Here is a 16,633-nt window from a genome sequence, read left to right as displayed (position 1 = left end):
CATAATTAGTTTAAAGAATAAAAAATGATTATCATCCTGGAGGAAACCTGGTAGAAGGGAGGTTACGCTGATGCGGCTCGCACACAAGATCCTTCCAGGATGACAAACAGTATAATCTAATTTTGTTTACATACTTATATTGATTTGAGAGTATGAGTCTGTGCTCTTGACCTTAGTTTAAGGTACGGGCGAAACTTCAGCGGCCTCGACATAAAAATTAGGGTCTACTTTCAGGGGAGCGTTATTTTTGCCGGTTTTGATTTCCTGCCAGGCTGTGGTCGGCTCCAGCCATTTTTCTTTTCCTCCGAGCGTCACTAAAACAGGCATATCAAACCCTGCTACGCTGTTACTCCATCTGTACCTGAGCTTGTTGCCGGCATACTGGTACTCGAGTTTGGGAATGCGGACATCGCGCAGGTACTGATCAAAAAAGGCAGACAGGTTGCGCCCCGTGTGCTTGCTCAGGTAACCCTCGATCTGCTGCGTCGTCACGGTCTGGTGGTAGAAGTCGCGGTTGAGGCCCCGCAGGATGCTGCGCCACTTCCCGTCGTCGTTTACCACCTGCCGCAAGGTGTGCAGCATGTTGCCGCCCTTCGGGTACATATCGCCGGAGCCGCGGGAATTAACCTCATACGTCCCGATGATAGGCTTGTCGTTTTTGATGCCGCTGCGCGTCCCGATCACGTAGGCATTGCCGGCCTCCTTGCCATAATGGTATTCCACAAAAAGGCCCTCGGAGTAATTCGTGAAGCTTTCGTGAATCCACATGTCGGCTATATCCCGGTAGGTGATGTTATTGGCAAACCACTCGTGCCCGGATTCATGGATGATGATGAAATCGAACTTCAGGCCCCAGCCGGTGCCGCTCAGGTCTCTGCCCCGGTAGCCGTTCTGGAAGCCGTTGCCGTAAGTAACCGCGCTCTGGTGCTCCATCCCCAGATACGGAACCTCTATCAGTTTAAAGCCATCCTCATAAAAGGGATATGGCCCGAACCAGTGCTCGAACGCCTGCAGCATGCGCGGCACGTCCTTGAACTGCGATTTGGCTTTCTCCAGGTTTTCTTTCAGTACATAATAGTCGCAGTTCAGCGGTCCTTTCTCGCCTTTATATACCTCTGAGAAATGGGCATAGTCGCCTACGCTGATGTTCACGCCGTAGTTGTTGATGGGGTTGGAGACAAACCAGTGATAGGTTTTGGTGCTGTCGTTCCGTGTTTCGACACCCCGGAGCTTCCCGTTCGACACATCCATCAAATGCTTTGGCACGGTTACACTGATCAACATGCTGTCCGGCTCATCGTACATATGGTCCTTGCAGGGCCACCACAGGCTCGCCCCGTCACCCTGGTTCGAGTTGGCCACGAAGGGATTTCCGTTTGCGTCTTTCTTCCAGGTCAGGCCGCCGCTCCAGGGAGGGTTCTCGCTCACGACGGGCTGCCCCCCGAAGAACACTTTCAACTCGTTGACGTCTCCTTTTTGTCCGTTTGCGCCTACCTGAAAAAAGTAAGCGTTGCCGTCCCTCCTGAACTTCAGCTCCTGCCCATTCTGTACCGCCTTCTCTATTTCCATCGGCGCCTGCAGGTCAAGTTGCAGCGTCTGATTCGGCTCCAATACCCGGTACTGTACCGTGTTTACTCCCCGGATGGTGCTGTCTGCAGGGTTTACCTGCACATCCAGGTGGTAATACGTCAGGTCCCACCAGGCCCTCTCTTTTGTGATAGAACCGCGCAGGGTATCCTGATGCGTAAATTGCGGGGTTTGTGCGTAGGCGCCAGCCGTGGCGGCCAGCAGCAGGAAAATACTCAGCACCCTGAAGAGCACGTTTGCCATCTTTATATATAAATTTCGATTTTTGAACGCTTTATGCCTTCGGGCGCTGTCGCCAGGCTTGCTTCCTATCCTTTGCAGGCGCTCAGTAATTCAGTTTGATGTCGTTGATTTTAGTGGGAAGCCAGACCTGCATCGGGCTTTTACCACGGTTCGCCCAGGCATAGTACGGGATGGCCGTGATGGTCTTTTTGGAGGTAGTGGCAGACAAGCCGTCGGCACCTACATTCACCACGGGCACTTCTGCCTTCAAGGTAACCACGCCGTTCAGCAGGTCCTTATTATAGGCTGCATCGAAAACGGTATTGGCAGGCACCACCATGTTCCAGGCCTGTTTGTCGTTATCCACGCCTTCCACACAATACACCAGTGGGCCTCGCTGCAGCGCAATTCTGTTGTTGTTATATACCAAGCTTTCTTTCGACACGACCTTCTTCACCTCCATCGGGAAGTTCAGCTCTAACTTATCTCCTTTTTTCCACTTCCGGTCTACCACGGCGTAGCCTTTGTCCATTTTATACGGTACGGGTTTGCCATTCAGCAGCACCGTGAACGTAGCCGGCGCCTGGTCCATGAAACTGTATAAATCCCCGGGAACGGGATCACCCTGCACCCAGCCCGGGATGCGCAGGTGCAGGGCCGATTTTGTCGCTGATTTGGGGTTCAGGGTGATCGCCACATTGCCTTCCCAGGGGTAATTGGTCTTCATCTCTACCGGAATCTGCTTGTTCCCGATGTCAAACGTGGTGTTGCTGCCTACGTACAGGTTCACCCATATGCCGTCGCCTGCCTGCGCGTAGATATAGTTTCCGAGGGAGGCGATCAGGCGGGAGATGTTGGCGGGGCAACAGGCGGTGCCAAACCACTCGCTGCGCTGGTGCTGTCCCTTCGAGGCCAGCGGGTTGCCGTAAAAGAACCGGTCGCCGCTCAGCGACAACCCGTCCAGGGCGCCGTTATACAGGCTGCGTTCCAGCACATCGGCATACTTGCTGTCGCCGGTGAGGGAGTTCATGCGCTGGTTCCAGAAAACCATCCCCACGGAGGCACAGGTCTCGCTGTAGGCCTGCTCGTTCGGCAGATCATAATCCTCCGAGAACCCCTCGTTCCGGCCTGAAGAACCGATGCCGCCCGTGATGTACATGTTGCGGTACACCACATCCTCCCATACGTCTTTCATGGCGTTCATATAGCCTTTGTCGCCTGTCTGGGTAGCCACATCCGCCGCGCCGGTGTACATATACATGGCCCGCACCGCATGGCCCGTGATCTGCTTCTGCAGCTTTACCGGCAGCACGTCCTGGGCATAGGCCGTGTCTTTCCAGTCGGTCCAGGTATATCCCTTGGCCACTTTACGGCCGCGCTCTGCCAGTAGCCAGTCTGCCATGTCCAGGTATTTTTTGTTGCCGGTGGTTTTATACAGCTTTACCAGGGCCAGTTCCAGTTCCTGGTGGCCCGTCACCCAATGTTGCTTTCCGGGGCCAAACAAGGAAGCGAAATGGTCCGCGAATTTGGTGGCAACGTCGAGCAACTTCTTTTTGCCGGTTGCATCGTAGTAGGCGACGGCAGCTTCGATCAGGTGGCCGCCGTTATAATCCTCGTGCATGCTCATGTCCGTCCAGCGCTTCTCCGGAAACTGCAGCGTGTAATAGGTGTTGATATAGCCGTCCGGCTGCTGGGCCTTGGCAATCAGGTCAATCCACTGGTCCGCCTTCTGCTCCAGTTCAGCGTCCGGCCTGTTGTTCAGCGAATAGGCAATCGCCTCCAGCGCCTTGTAGACATCCGAATCATCGTAGAAGATGCCTTCAAACTTGCCCTCCTTCAGCCCGGCCGCGATCTCGAAGTTCCGGATACGCGGGGTTTTCACCTCCGTTTGCTCAATGCAGACCGGAATCGTCACCGTGGCCACCTGGTCGATGCGGGGTTTCCAAAAGCCATCCGTGATGGTGACTTTGGAGAATTTCACCGGCTCCACATGCTGTGCCTGCGCAAAAGCGCCTGGCAGGAGCAAGGTGAAAGCGAATGCGGCATATAATGTCTTTTTCATGCTGCTCAGTTTATATATAGAATGAATTGGTAAATGCTGGATTTGATCAACTGTAAACCAGGATATATAAAAACTCCTTCCATAACACAGTGATTTATATATAAGCTTTTATATGGGGCCTTGCATATAAGTCGCTGCAAGTGTATTCAAGCACTTAAAGTTATGATTCTCAGAAAATAATTGTCCTCCGCCAGCTTATCTTTTTACCGTTTTGTGCCGGAGTACGGTGGCCTTTATTCCAAGGCGGCAACAAAGCCATCCCGCGTCCCTAATTTCCAATATCTCCCCTTATCATGGCAGCATATTACTGCGGTGTTTCTTATTTTGCTTAACTTAAAGGTAACATTGCCGGATGCAGACCAAGCAGCACCATGAAACCAGTCTATTTCAAGATACCTAAAACATCAGGCGAAACTGTCCGTGTGCAGCACGAGGTGCAGCCGCACTTCTATGAAAACCTGCATTTCCACCCCGAGGTCCAGATTATGTTCATCTGCGAAGGCTCCGGCACGCAGTTTATCGGCGACAGCATCGGCAGCTTCAACTCCGGAGACCTGTTGCTGCTCGGCCCTAACCTGCCGCACGTGTTCCGCAACGACAAACGCTACTATGAGCAGGGCTCAGTTCTAAAGGTGGAGAATATCTCCGTCTTTTTCCAGACAGAATCGTTCGGTGAGCATTTCCTGTCGCTTCCCGAGGCTTACCCTGTCCACAAGCTGCTGCTCTACTCCAAGCGGGGCATTCGCATCAAGGGCGAAACGAAAAACAGGATTACCGCTTTGGTTCAGCAGATGCTCCGCCTGGATGGCTTTGAGCGGATGATCCAGCTTTTCACCATCCTCCACCTGCTGTCCTTGTCCAAAGAACTGGAGCCGCTCTCGTCGGTGGGCTTCGACGGGCCTCAGAACGACTCCGACAGCAAGAAGATCAACGATGTGTTTACCTACATCATGAACAACTTCTCGGAGGAAGTGAAACTGCAGGAGGCAGCCAGTATCGCCAACATGAGCGTCAACGCTTTCTGCCGCTACTTTAAGCAGCATACCCGCAAAACTTTCTCCAGCTTCCTGAACGAGATCCGTATTGGCCATGCCTGCCGCTTGCTCATCGAAGACAGGTGGAATGTCCGCGAAACAGCCTTCGACTGCGGCTTCGACAATATCTCCTACTTCAACCGCCAGTTTAAAAACATCACCTCCTATACCCCGTCCGAGTACGTGAAGCTGCATCGGGAAAAGTACGCTGCCCCGCAGCCGCTGGTGTAACCTACGTTCTATATAACTAACCTCACTGCTTTGTTTCCGGCCGGGCAGGTCCAGCACCCGGTAAGGCTTTCGCTATGATTTTGGCGTGGTGGCCTGCTGCCCTTCCCACTCCGGCGGCTCCACCCCCAGCAGGTGCCGCACAAAGAAGTCGCGCCTTTTGTGCTCGCCGTAGTCGCCGCCCAGCGAGTGGCCCATGCCCGGCACCATCAGGAAATCAAAGTTCTTGTTGGCCTTGATCAGGGCGTTGACCAGCTGCAGCGAGGAAGCCGGGTCCACGTTGTCGTCCATCTCTCCCAGAATCAGCAGCAGTTTGCCCTGCAGCTTGTGCGCGTTCTCCACGTTGGAGGACGCCGCGTAGTGCGGGCCGACCTTGCCCATCCACTGCTCGTTCCACCAGATCTTGTCCATGCGGTTGTCGTGGCAGCCTGAGGAAGAGACGGCCACCTTGTAAAACTCCGGGTGAAACAGCAGCGCGCCCGCCGAGCTCTGCCCTCCGGCGGAGTTGCCGAAGATGCCCACACGCGCTGTGTCCATATAGGGATATTTCTGGGCGGCAGCTTTAATCCACTTAATCCTGTCCGGGAATCCCGCGTCCTTCAGGTTCTGCCAGCACACATCGTGAAATGCCTTTGAGCGGTTGGAGGTGCCCATGCCATCCAGTTGCACCACAATGAAGCCCAGTTCCGCCAGTTCATGCAAAAACCGGTAGCGGAAGTCGGAGCTGAATGATTTAGGCACGAAAGAGCTGTGGGGGCCAGCGTATATGTATTCGATGATGGGGTACTTCTTGGCCGGGTCGAAGTTGCTGGGCCGGATGATGATGCCCCATATATCGGTCTGGCCGTCTCTTGCCTTGGCGGTGAACACCTCCGGGACTTTCCAGCCCGCCTTGAACAAGGCCGTGGCGTCTGCACGCTCTACCTCCATCACCGCCTTCCCGTCCGAGGCTCGCCGCAGCACCGCCACCTGTGGTTCGTCTACCCTGGAATAGGCGTCTACAAAGTACTCGTGATCGGGGGAGAAAGTGGCTGCGTGGTTCCCGTTTTCGGTGGTGAGCGGAGTCAGGCCACTGCCGTCGAAGTTTATTTTGTAGTACTGGATCAGATATGGGTCCTGCCCCTGCTCCCGGCCGCTGCCCGCAAACACAATGCGCCGCGCCGCCTCATCTACGTACATCACCCCGCGCACGACCCAATCGCCTTTGGTTATCTGGTTCTTTACCTTCCCCGTCTCCCCGTCATACAGGTAGAGGTGGTTCCAGCCGTCACGCTCTGAGGCCCATATAATCTCCTTGCCGTCCCCTACGTCGTGGCGGTACTTCTTGCCGCTGTAGTCGATGAAAGTCTTGCTCTCCTCTTTGATCAGTTCTTTCACCCCGCCCGTCACGCCGTCCACCTCCAGCACCTTATAGGCCTGGTGGCCGCGCTCGTTGTACTCCAGCGTGAAGGCGCGCCCGTCGTTGCGCCAGCTTGGGTTCGAAAGGCTGTACTGCTCGCTTGGATGGAAAGGGGCCGGGTCCACACGCACCTGCTGCTTCTTATCCACCAGGAAGAGTTGCGGGGATTTCTGGGGCAGGGCATCGCCCGGCTTCAGGTAATTACGGGTATGCAGCTTGGGCTGCAGCTGGTCTTCGGGCGAGGACTCGAGCAGGTAAATCACGTGCTCCTGGCCCGGGCGCACCTTGTTGGTCGCCAGTTTTTTTGAGTCCGGAGACCAGGAGATATAGGAGGAGTAGTACTCTCCCTCCGATCCGTCAAAACTCAGCTGGTGTTCCTCTTTTTTATTATCGTCCCCGGCCGGGCGTATATATAAATTATAGTTTTTGATGAAAGCCACCCACTGGCTATCGGGGGAGGGAACGGGTTTGTTGGCCAGTTCGTCTCTTCCGCCGCCCCAATACCCGTTCTCGCGCTGCTCGGCGGGTCCTTTTTCCTGCAGCTTGTAATTGCGAAGCGACATACTCCACACCTTGCCGCCGTGCTCGAAGCCCAGTTCCCTGCCTTTGTCTGAAAAGGTTATCCTGGAGAAGGGCAGTTTGCAAGGCGCCACCTCCTGGCCTGTGGCTGCGGAGAGGGCTTTGGCCAGCCGCTCCTGGTCGAAAGCGGCCTTTTTAGAGCGCTTCTGCGCATCCACCAGCATAAACTCGCTGCCTTTTGGCGTCTGCTTCACGTACCAGAACTTTTCTTCCCCGTCCAGCCAGTGAAAACCTGCGGGGGCGTGGTACATCTTCCCGTCCATCACCTCCTTCATCGCTTCGGCGCGTTGGTAATCCTCGCGTGTGCCCTGTGCCCGAAGAGCCGCTATTTGGCACACAAAAAGTACCGCCAGCAGGAGCACCCGGGCGCGGATGGGACGGGGGGCTGAAGGAGACGTTGCCGTGTTAGTGTATATATGGGGAATAGCCATCCTCTTCCTGGTTTGGGTGTTCGCTTTAGCAATTAACAGCTTAATCCGGAAAAACACCTTCTGCATACTAACCAATCCTGATACTATATTAACCGACAAAGAAGGCGGCCGCTGCGCCTAGGGTGGCATAGCTTAAAAAAACTGCTCACCGGTTTACGCCCTATATTATATATGGGAGCACCGGTGAGCTGAATGGATTCACTTAACAAACTAATATGAAGTTTTAGTAACCCGGGTTCTGTGTCAGGTTCGGGTTTTTATTCAGTTCCGCCTCCGGAATCGGGAACAGTATTTTAGTAGGGTCGCTTGGCATATGGTTAAACCACGCCTTTGTCGTGAACACCCCGAAGCGGATCAGGTCCTGGCGGCGGTGTGCCTCTGCCGCAAACTCCCAACCCAGTTCATCCAGCATCCTGCCGAACTGGATATCCTCTCCGCCGCTTCCGGGCCCACTCAGGATGTTCCCATCCTCGTCCTGCAGGCCATATGCATAGGTGCTGCCCTGCATCAGGTCTGCGCCTGTCACCACGGCTTTGGCTGGGTCTGTGTTCCTGAATGCCCGCTCGCGCACCTGTGTCACCAGTTCGGCCGCCTCATCCGCCCTTCCCGTTCGCAGGAGGCTCTCCGCCTTCATCAGCAGCACATCCGCATACCGGAACATCGGATAGTCGTTGTCAAGCGAACCGGTCGCTCCTTCTTTTATTTCATACTTCCCGATCCGGAAGCCCTGGTTGGACTGCGTGGCGGCAATGCTGGGGAGGTGTTTCACGTAGTTGATCACTACCTCGCCTGTTGTGGCACTTTGCTGCGGCCCCATGATCCAGGTATCCTCCAAACGGCTGTCGTCCTCATCGTAGGTGTCGATGAACTGCGGCACGGCGGCATTTCCGCCCCAGGGGCCCGCCTGCATGCTATAGACAAACCTGCTCAAGGGGTCAAGCGTCTTCATATGGGTCGAATTCCCGGTGCCATATATCTCATCATACGGCACCGCAAAAATGATCTCCGGGGAGTTGTGGTTGGTGTAGGTAAAGACATCCGAGTAATTCGGGTCCAGGCTGTAATACCCACTGTTGATGATGTCGTTGCACTGCTCAATCGCTTTTTCCCATTGCGGCGCCCCGGTATATACCCCGGCATTCAGGTAAATCTTCGCCAAAAGGGCTTTCACCCCCCATTTGTTGAGCTGCCCATAGGTGGAGGAAGGGTCCTCGCTCAGGAGCGGCATCACGGTCAGCAGCTCCGTTACCACGAAATCATATACCTCCTGCCGTGTTTTTTGCTCAGGAAGACTCTCATCCAAATAATCCGTCACGATGGGCACGTTGCCGTGGTTATCCAGTAAAAGATAGTAGGCAAATGCCCTGGCTGCCTTCAGTTCTGCCTCCAGGGCTTCCCTGCCGCTTTCTATCGGAATGGTACCAGCCTCTAGCTGCGCCATGACCCGGTTTGCCGTCGTGATGCTGCGGTAGGCGCTCTGCCACGTGTTGGTGGGTTGCCACTGCAGTGGCGTCCAGGTGTGCGTGTGCATGCGCAGGTAGGTGCCGCCGTCGTACCAGCCGTTGGGGCGGGCAGGCGTTACAATCGCGTCTGCCGGCTCCTCCTGCAAATCCAGGTAGCCCTGCCAGCCCATCATCAGGCCCCTGAAGGAGGCATATACCGGGGCAATGATTGCGGGGATGTCCCTTTCGGTGGGCTGAAAGCTTGTCGCAAGAACCTCTGAGTATACTTCCTCATCCAGGTCGGTGCAAGAACTGATAAATCCTGTTGCCCCGATGGTGGCGGCTAACATATATATGGTGATATTCTTTTTCATAATCCTGCTTCTTTAAACCTTAGAATGTTAAGCTGAGACCTGCTGTGAACGTGCGGGTAGTCGGATACTTGTCGCGCTGGTCGTTACCCGGGTCGAACCCTGTGTAGCTGACGCCCTCCGGGTCAATTCCCTCATAGTCTGTGATGGTAGCCAGGTTGAGCCCTGACACATATACCCGCGCATTCAGGACAAAGCTGATCAGGTTGGCAGGCAGCGTATAGCCCAGCGTCACATTGTCCAGCTTTATATAGTCGCCTTTCTCGATGTAGTGGCTCACATAGACCAAGTCGTTGTTCAGCCGCTGGCCATATACCGGATCGTATGCCTTCTTGAGCATGTTGTAGGTTGGGTTCTTCGGATTCTCGTAAAACATCCGCTGGAAGTTAAGGATGTCGTGCCCGAAGGCGCCCCGCATGTTCACCGACAGGTCAAAGCTCTTAAACCGGAAGGAGTTGTTCCAGCCTGCTATCTGCTTCGGGATGCCGTTGCCGTAAAACTGGCGGTCTTCCTGGGTGGCATCGTTGATGGAGATCGTCTCCCCGTCTGCGTTTTCCACGAGCCAGGTGCCGTTTTCATCGACTCCCACCGTTTTCCAGACATAGAACCGCCCTACAGGCTCCCCTACCACCACGCGGTGGGTGTAGTCCTGCACAGGCTCACCGGTATATCCTGCGTTGAAGAAATCATTCGTGTTTTCAAACTGGTCGTTTGACAGGGACACGAGTTCATTCCGGTTCGTGGAGAAGGTCAGGTTGGAATTCCACTCAAAGTCACCGTTCTGCACCGGGGTAAAATTCACCAAAACCTCGATCCCCTCGTTTCTCAGGGTACCGGCGTTGATCATCGTGAAACCAACTAAGTTAGGTGGTTGAGGCACCTCGATGTTGTACAATAGATCATTGATTTCACGGCGATAAGCATCTACCGAGCCGCTGATACGGTTGCCGAGGAAAGCGAAGTCAATCCCTGCATTGTACTCTTCCTTCTTTTCCCAGCGAAGGTCCGGGTTGAAGTTACGCGCCGGCACAAAGCCCGGCACCCACTTCCCGCCGATAAACGCACCATTCCCCTGCCTGAAGTCATAGCTGATCTGCGACAGATAAGGCTCGCCAGCAATTGTGCCGGTTACGCCATAGCCTGCCCTTAACTTCAGGTCCGTAATAGCCGACATTCCTGCCATGAACGGTTCCTTGCTGAGGCGCCATCCGGCAGATACTGCCGGGAAAGTACCCCATTGGTTATTTACCCCGAACCGGGAGGAGCCTTCGCGGCGCACGCTGGCCATTAACAGGTATCTGTCGTCCCAGCTATAGGTCAGGCGGCCGAAGAAACCGGCCAGCTGCCATTTCTGCTTGTAGCTGCCCATGGCCGCCTGACCTGCCTGCAACGCCTGCCCGGCCCCTAAGTTGTTCCAGCCGTAGGCATCGGTCGGGAAATTCCAGTTGCTGGCGTTAAAACCCTCGGCTGTCTCGTCCTGCCAGCTATAGCCACCCAGCACGGTAAAGCGGTGCTTGTCGATGGTTTTGGAGTAATTGGAGGTCAACTCCAGCAGGTTTCTCCGTTCAGCGTCTGTGCTGCGGTTGGCATTGCTGTTCCTGTTGTTCAGCCAGGTGTCGGTATGCTCAAAGGTGGTGGCATAGCCCCACAAAGAGTTTGTCTGGATATGGGACACCAGCATCCGGATGTCCAGGTCTTTGATCGGCGAATAGTCCAGGCTACCGCTCATCCGCATTTCCCTGTAGGTGTTCTCGGAGTTTGTCTCTTCTATCAGGGCCACCGGATTTTCATAAAAGTAGCCGTCCCGTTGCTGCCATTCGCCTGTCTCTGTTCTGACATGGTCGGTGGGGTTTCGGATGATCGCCTGCCGATAGGCATAACCGCCCGCACCGCCCTGTTCGGCCGAGTTGATGCGGTTGATCACCTGTATGTTGGCTCTGAGCTTGTCGCTGAACATCGAATGGTTCAGGTCGGCCCTCACCGTAAAACGCTCCTGCCCAGACCGCTTGAAGATGCCCTCCCAGTTCCGGTAGTTCAGGGAGCCTGTGAAATTGGTGGTGGCATTGCCCCCGAAGAAGGTCAGGTTGTGGTTATGGCTGACCGGCGTCTGCATAATTTCATCCAGCCAGTCGGTGTTGCCGCCATAGTCGGTGTAGCCTATCCCTTCCTCCCGAATCAGCCGGCGGTAGTCATCTCCGGTCAGCAGCTCAGGTCTTCTGGCAATCGTCTGCACCGTGGCATAGGCATTGTACTCGATTGTGCTGCGCTCGCCTGCGTTTTTACGGGTCGTGATCAGGATAACGCCGCCTGTGGCGCGCGTGCCATATATGGCCGCCGCCGACCCGTCCTTCAGCACGTCCACCGACTCGATGTCCTCCGGGGCCACGGTGTTCAGGTTACCGGGCACCCCATCTATCAGCACCAGCGGCTCTGAGTTTCCGTTGATGGAGCTGATGCCTCTCAGGTTGATCTGCGTATTGGCCGTCGGATCGCCGCTTGGCGTTGAAATGCGCAGACCCGCCACTTTCCCCTGCACCAGCTGCGCGGCATCCCGCACAGCCCCCTGCACGAAATCCTCTTTGCCAACGCTTGAAACCGCACTTGTCACATCCCCTTTCTTTTGTGTTCCGTAGCCTATCACCACTACTTCGTCCAGTTGCTTCTGATCTGCTCTCAGGCGCACATTAATTTGATTCCTGCTGCTTACGGGCACTTCCTGCGCAGTAAAGCCGATATAACTGAACACGAGCGTGGCATTGCCCGGCACTGAAAGCTGGTACCGGCCTTCCCCATCCGTCACTGTTCCGGCACTGCCTCCTTTCACAGCGATGGACACACCAGGCAAAGGAATGTTATCCTCTGCGGAGGTGACCACTCCTGTTACCTGCGTTTCCTGAAAAATAGCCGCAGGGCGATTTACCGCACCTGCAAAAGCTTGCCCACTCTGAAAGCAGGGGGCTACGGCAAACAGTAGCGCAGTCCCCGAGACCGCAATAATCCGTTTTGTAAATTTCCATTTCATCATGCGCTTGTTAAATTGAAAGTGTTTACTCCTTTTGTTTAAAGCCATTAAAGCAGAAGGCAAGCTCAACGTACGTCCTGTGTTAAGTACGCTGACACAACCTCTCCTACTCACGGGTTCTTACCCAGGACTGCTAAATATCGGCTAGCTGTTTCTGATGGAACACTACGTTTCGCGACTACAACACCTCAATGTCCTCCTCTTAAGGCCTCGCCTAGGAGTCGCTGCATCTACTCTCGCACCCGGTGTTGTATATATCAAGGGATAATGATTTCAGAGCATAACTTTTCCAAGCATGATTTATATATAGCCTTGGGAACTAAAAATAAACCAGTGTTACGACTCTTGCTATATCCTTTTTGCTTGTTACTAAATTAGCGTATTTATTTTCCGGGAAGCGGCTATCAATTAGCCAATTATGATACTATATTAACATAGCGCCCTTGTTTAGTAGATTTATTCAAGGCAAGCCAGAGAGATCAGCACATATGATTTACATCAAAAACTAAAGCATCGAATGCTATATATGCTCTATATATACCTGTGCAGAAGTTCAATCTATTCAGACAGGAGTTACGCAGCTTGATTCAAGCTTGGTAGGCTACTTTAGGTCAGGCAGGCACCATATGGTGATCAAGGCATCAGCCTGATCACCCTCTTCTACACAGATCCTTCAGGCGTGGGGCCGCCAGTCAACCTCCGCATCCGTCTACCTGCCCGACAGGGAGAAGTGCAGGCAAATCAGCAGAGAGGAATTCGAGCGGGTAAAGGCGCAGCACTGGCAGGCGGAGGAGTGCTTCCGCACCGTCAAGCAGGAGTGCCACGCCCAGCACTTCCTTGTGCGCCAGGCACAGGCCAGCCAGAACCATCTGTTCTGCGTGCTCAGGGCATACCGGATGCTCACATGGATGAGCCAGGACAAGATCATTGGATTTATATATGTGCCCTGCAGCGAAAACTCTTTCTGCAAGCGCAAAGAGAGTTCATTCAGAACTATGCGTAACTCCTATTATAAGTGACCAGGAAGCTGTGCTGAAAAGTGCAGCTTTTTTATTGCCTTACTTCTGCTTATAAAAAATGGCTTGTGTAACCAATGTCACTGAACCCAGCCAAGGGATAGCCCATCTTTGTACCGGTTAACAAAAAAGTATGACGATGAAAGACTTCTGGAACGAACGCTACCGCCAGCAGCAGATGGTTTACGGCGCTGAACCGAATGAATTCTTCAGGGAGCAACTACTGCACCTGCAACCCGGGAAATTATTATTGCCCGCTGAAGGGGAAGGAAGAAATGCAGTATATGCAGCCCGGCAAGGCTGGCAGGTAACAGCTTTTGATTTCAGCGAAGCAGGCTATAACAAAGCCATGGCACTGGCAGAACAGCAGCACGCAACTATAAACTACCAGATATCAAATGCCGCACAATTCATCTGCGAACCCGAGAGTTTGGATGCAGTGGCGCTCATCTACGCCCATTTCCCACCTGTACTTCGCCAGCAGCTGCATCAGAAGGTGACCGGGTGCTTGAAGCCAGGTGGCACCGTCCTGCTGGAAGCTTTTCACCCTAACCAGTTGCGCTATAGTTCCGGCGGACCAAAAGACGGGAATATGCTCTATACCGCTGACATGTTACAGACCGACTTCAACCTGCTGACGATACAACAACTACAAGAAGTAGAGATACTGCTAAATGAAGGAGCTTACCACAGCGGTGCAGGTTTTTTGACCAGAATGGTAGCACAAAAGAAGGTAGAGAAGACATATAACCAACAAAAAAACTAAAGGTTAATACCCACTACGCAAATGAAAGATACACTGAACATCATGGTGCCGGTAGATTTCACACCGGTATCTTACAGAGCCATTGAATTTCTCGCTTTCCTGATGGACAAGACACCCATCAACACGCACCTGGTGCATGTGATAGAAGTAAACTCCGCTGAATGGGCAGGCTCTTTAGATGCTTCCGAAACCTTAAACAAAGGCGAACTAAAGCAAAAACAGCATCTGGCCGAGCAGAAGTTTGCAAACCTGAAACAGCACGTGGGTTTTAGCTTTACCAGCGAAGTGCTGTTTGGTGGTTTAACGACAACACTCACTCACTATTCCAACGAGCAGCACATTGACCTGATAATTATGGGCACGGACGGCGCTGATGGCTGGCTTGAAAAGGTATCGGGCTCCGAAGCGCAGCATGTAGTTAGGTACACCAACATTCCGGTTATCACCATCCATAAAGATGCGGCCATCACGCCTATCCAAAACCTGTTGTGGGTAGCAGACTTCGAAGCCGAGAAGCAACCAGAGCAAAGCGTGGCAACTATAAAAATGCTGCAGCAGCTCTTCAACGCCAGGCTACACCTGTTGCAGATCGTGGACAAAGAAGATGAAAACCAGATAAACCAACTGAAAGTCAGAATGCAGGATTTCGCGGAGCAACTGAACCTGCAGAACTATGACCTGCACCTGCACCACAACTATAAAGTGCCGGCTGGTGTCCGCAGCTTCAACGATGTATCTGAAATGGATCTGGTTCTGATCGGTACGCACGGTAGAAAAGGCATCAGCCACCTGTTTTACGGTAGTGTCGCCGAAACGCTGGTGAACCACTGCATCCGCCCTTTAATGACCTATCATCTTAACTAAGAGGCTTTCCTTTCTGTGTGCAGCTCCGGCTGCACATTTTGTTGACCCCGAATACATTACCTTATGAAACTGAGTATGGTATAACTAATCGCCGGTACAAAGCTGGTGCTTAGTATGCTGATGGGCGCTGTGTTAGGGTATTTGTTTTATGTATTTTATGGTTGTGACGGTAGCTGCCTGATCACTTCCAGCCCCCTGAACAGTACACATTATGGTACCGTAGCAGGTGCTATACTTTCCAGAAGGTTTATAGCTAAGAAGTAGAAAACTATAAAAACTAAGTACTCGGACAGAATTAATTTGCACTACCCATTATTTATGTCTTGATACTTATGTCCTTTTACTTACCTGTTTAAAGGATTAGACGAAAGGCTTATTTTCTACCTGAGGCGCCATGTGAAAGTCAGTGGCAACCAGGTGAAACTCTCGCACCAGCAAATTGCCAATGAAATCAGCAGTTCCCGGGAAGTAATCTCCAGGCTCCTGAAAAGTTAGAACAAACAAGAGCAATCACCCTCCACCGAAACTACATCGAGGTGCATGATTTGATTCCGGTATAAACAGTAGGGCAAAAAGGTAAAAGGCGGCTTGGTACTATCCAGGTCGCCTTTTTATTAAAAGACTTTTTAATTGCTTCCTTCTGTGTGACAACAGTCACTGAGGGGGCTTTCAGCTTGCCATACCTTTGTAGCATTAACTTAAAGCAACATAGGAAATGGAAATACTCGGATACATCGCAGCGATGCTAATTGGTCTTTCACTGGGCTTGATTGGCGGCGGCGGCTCTATACTTACCGTACCGGTACTGGTCTATTTAATTGGCCTGAACCCGATCCTCTCTACGGCCTATTCCCTTTTTATTGTGGGTCTGACCAGTCTGGTTGGCTCCTGGAAGTTTTATAAGAAGGGCTTAGTAAGCCTTAAAACGGCTGTGGTGTTTGGCCTTCCATCTATCGTAGCCGTGTATGCTACACGCCGTTACATCGTGCCGGCCATCCCGGAGAACATTTTCTCGGTAGGTGACTTTGTCGTTACCAAGGGGGTGCTCCTGATGCTCTTGTTTGCCAGCCTGATGGTATTTGCCTCCATCTCTATGATTAAAACACCGGCAGAACCAGCCGATGCGGTAAATGAGAATATGGATACAGAACTGGACGTGGAGCACACGGACCCCGCCGAAAAGCACCCAAAGCCAAAGTTTAACTATGGCGGCATTTTGGCCGAAGGGCTGGTAGTCGGCACGCTGACCGGACTGGTAGGGGCAGGTGGCGGTTTCCTGATCATCCCAGCGCTGGTGTTATTCAGCAAGCTGGACATGAAAATGGCAGTGGGTACCTCGCTGCTGATCATCGCGGTCAAGTCGCTCTTCGGCTTCATCGGCGACATCTACAACTACGAGATCAATTGGCTGTTTCTGATTATATTCTCCGTCATCTCCATTGCAGGTATCTTCATCGGCACCTTCCTTTCCACTAAGGTGCATGCCGATAAACTGAAGACTTCTTTTGGCTGGTTTGTGCTCGTGATGGGTCTCTATATTATCATCAAAGAAATATTTTTCGCCTAAACATAGCAGCGTGATATAAGTCACAGACACAGGCTCTATCAAT

General features: G+C 53.0%; 10 protein-coding genes and 1 pseudogene. 6 read left to right on the top strand and 5 right to left on the bottom strand.

Annotated features, from left to right (window positions below; translation table 11 throughout):
• Positions 1-177: 177 nt before the first annotated feature.
• Both GSQ62_RS15455 and GSQ62_RS15450 read right to left on the bottom strand, forming a co-directional pair.
• Positions 178-1,830: a M1 family metallopeptidase gene (locus GSQ62_RS15455; protein ID WP_161890339.1), complete on the bottom strand. Its 1,653-nt coding sequence runs from the start codon at positions 1,828-1,830 to the stop codon at positions 178-180.
• Positions 1,831-1,912: 82 nt separating this feature from the next.
• Complete coding sequence (locus GSQ62_RS15450) at positions 1,913-3,871, bottom strand: glycoside hydrolase family 127 protein (protein ID WP_161890338.1); 1,959 nt, start codon at positions 3,869-3,871, stop codon at positions 1,913-1,915.
• A gap of 371 nt (positions 3,872-4,242) precedes the next feature.
• Between GSQ62_RS15450 and GSQ62_RS15445 the strand changes: the two genes are divergently transcribed.
• Complete coding sequence (locus tag GSQ62_RS15445) at positions 4,243-5,136, top strand: AraC family transcriptional regulator (RefSeq protein ID WP_161890337.1); 894 nt, start codon at positions 4,243-4,245, stop codon at positions 5,134-5,136.
• A gap of 72 nt (positions 5,137-5,208) precedes the next feature.
• Here the strand turns inward: GSQ62_RS15445 and GSQ62_RS15440 are convergent, their stop codons facing one another.
• The 3 genes from GSQ62_RS15440 to GSQ62_RS15430 all read right to left on the bottom strand — a co-directional run bounded on the left by GSQ62_RS15440 (position 5,209) and on the right by GSQ62_RS15430 (position 12,377).
• Complete coding sequence (locus GSQ62_RS15440) at positions 5,209-7,542, bottom strand: S9 family peptidase (RefSeq protein WP_161890336.1); 2,334 nt, start codon at positions 7,540-7,542, stop codon at positions 5,209-5,211.
• Positions 7,543-7,765: 223 nt separating this feature from the next.
• Positions 7,766-9,358 (bottom strand): RagB/SusD family nutrient uptake outer membrane protein, encoded by a 1,593-nt coding sequence (locus GSQ62_RS15435; protein WP_161890335.1) that lies wholly within the window; start codon positions 9,356-9,358, stop codon positions 7,766-7,768.
• A 19-nt stretch (positions 9,359-9,377) separates the two neighbouring features.
• Positions 9,378-12,377, bottom strand: a complete 3,000-nt coding sequence (locus GSQ62_RS15430; protein WP_161891474.1) for a SusC/RagA family TonB-linked outer membrane protein — start codon at positions 12,375-12,377, stop codon at positions 9,378-9,380.
• 704 nt (positions 12,378-13,081) lie between these two features.
• On the opposite strand from GSQ62_RS15430, the pseudogene GSQ62_RS21175 reads away from it, so the two are divergent.
• The 5 genes and pseudogenes from GSQ62_RS21175 to GSQ62_RS15405 form a co-directional block, all read left to right on the top strand.
• Positions 13,082-13,380: pseudogene (locus GSQ62_RS21175) on the top strand (transposase); the annotation flags it as partial.
• Positions 13,381-13,532: 152 nt separating this feature from the next.
• On the top strand, positions 13,533-14,159 hold the full coding sequence (locus GSQ62_RS15420) for a class I SAM-dependent methyltransferase (RefSeq protein WP_237586667.1): 627 nt from the start codon (positions 13,533-13,535) through the stop codon (positions 14,157-14,159).
• Positions 14,160-14,180: 21 nt separating this feature from the next.
• A complete protein-coding gene (locus GSQ62_RS15415; protein ID WP_161890332.1) occupies positions 14,181-15,023 on the top strand; it encodes a universal stress protein in 843 nt (280 codons plus the stop codon).
• A 396-nt stretch (positions 15,024-15,419) separates the two neighbouring features.
• Positions 15,420-15,518: a helix-turn-helix domain-containing protein gene (locus GSQ62_RS21170; RefSeq protein WP_394351329.1), complete on the top strand. Its 99-nt coding sequence runs from the start codon at positions 15,420-15,422 to the stop codon at positions 15,516-15,518.
• 220 nt (positions 15,519-15,738) lie between these two features.
• A complete protein-coding gene (locus GSQ62_RS15405; RefSeq protein ID WP_161890331.1) occupies positions 15,739-16,590 on the top strand; it encodes a sulfite exporter TauE/SafE family protein in 852 nt (283 codons plus the stop codon).
• Positions 16,591-16,633: the final 43 nt, after the last annotated feature.

It is taken from the genome of Pontibacter russatus (assembly GCF_009931655.1).
Lineage (GTDB): Bacteria > Bacteroidota > Bacteroidia > Cytophagales > Hymenobacteraceae > Pontibacter > Pontibacter russatus.
The sequence above is the reverse complement of the archived record's forward strand: the minus strand, read 5'-3'. Positions and strand labels throughout refer to the sequence as shown.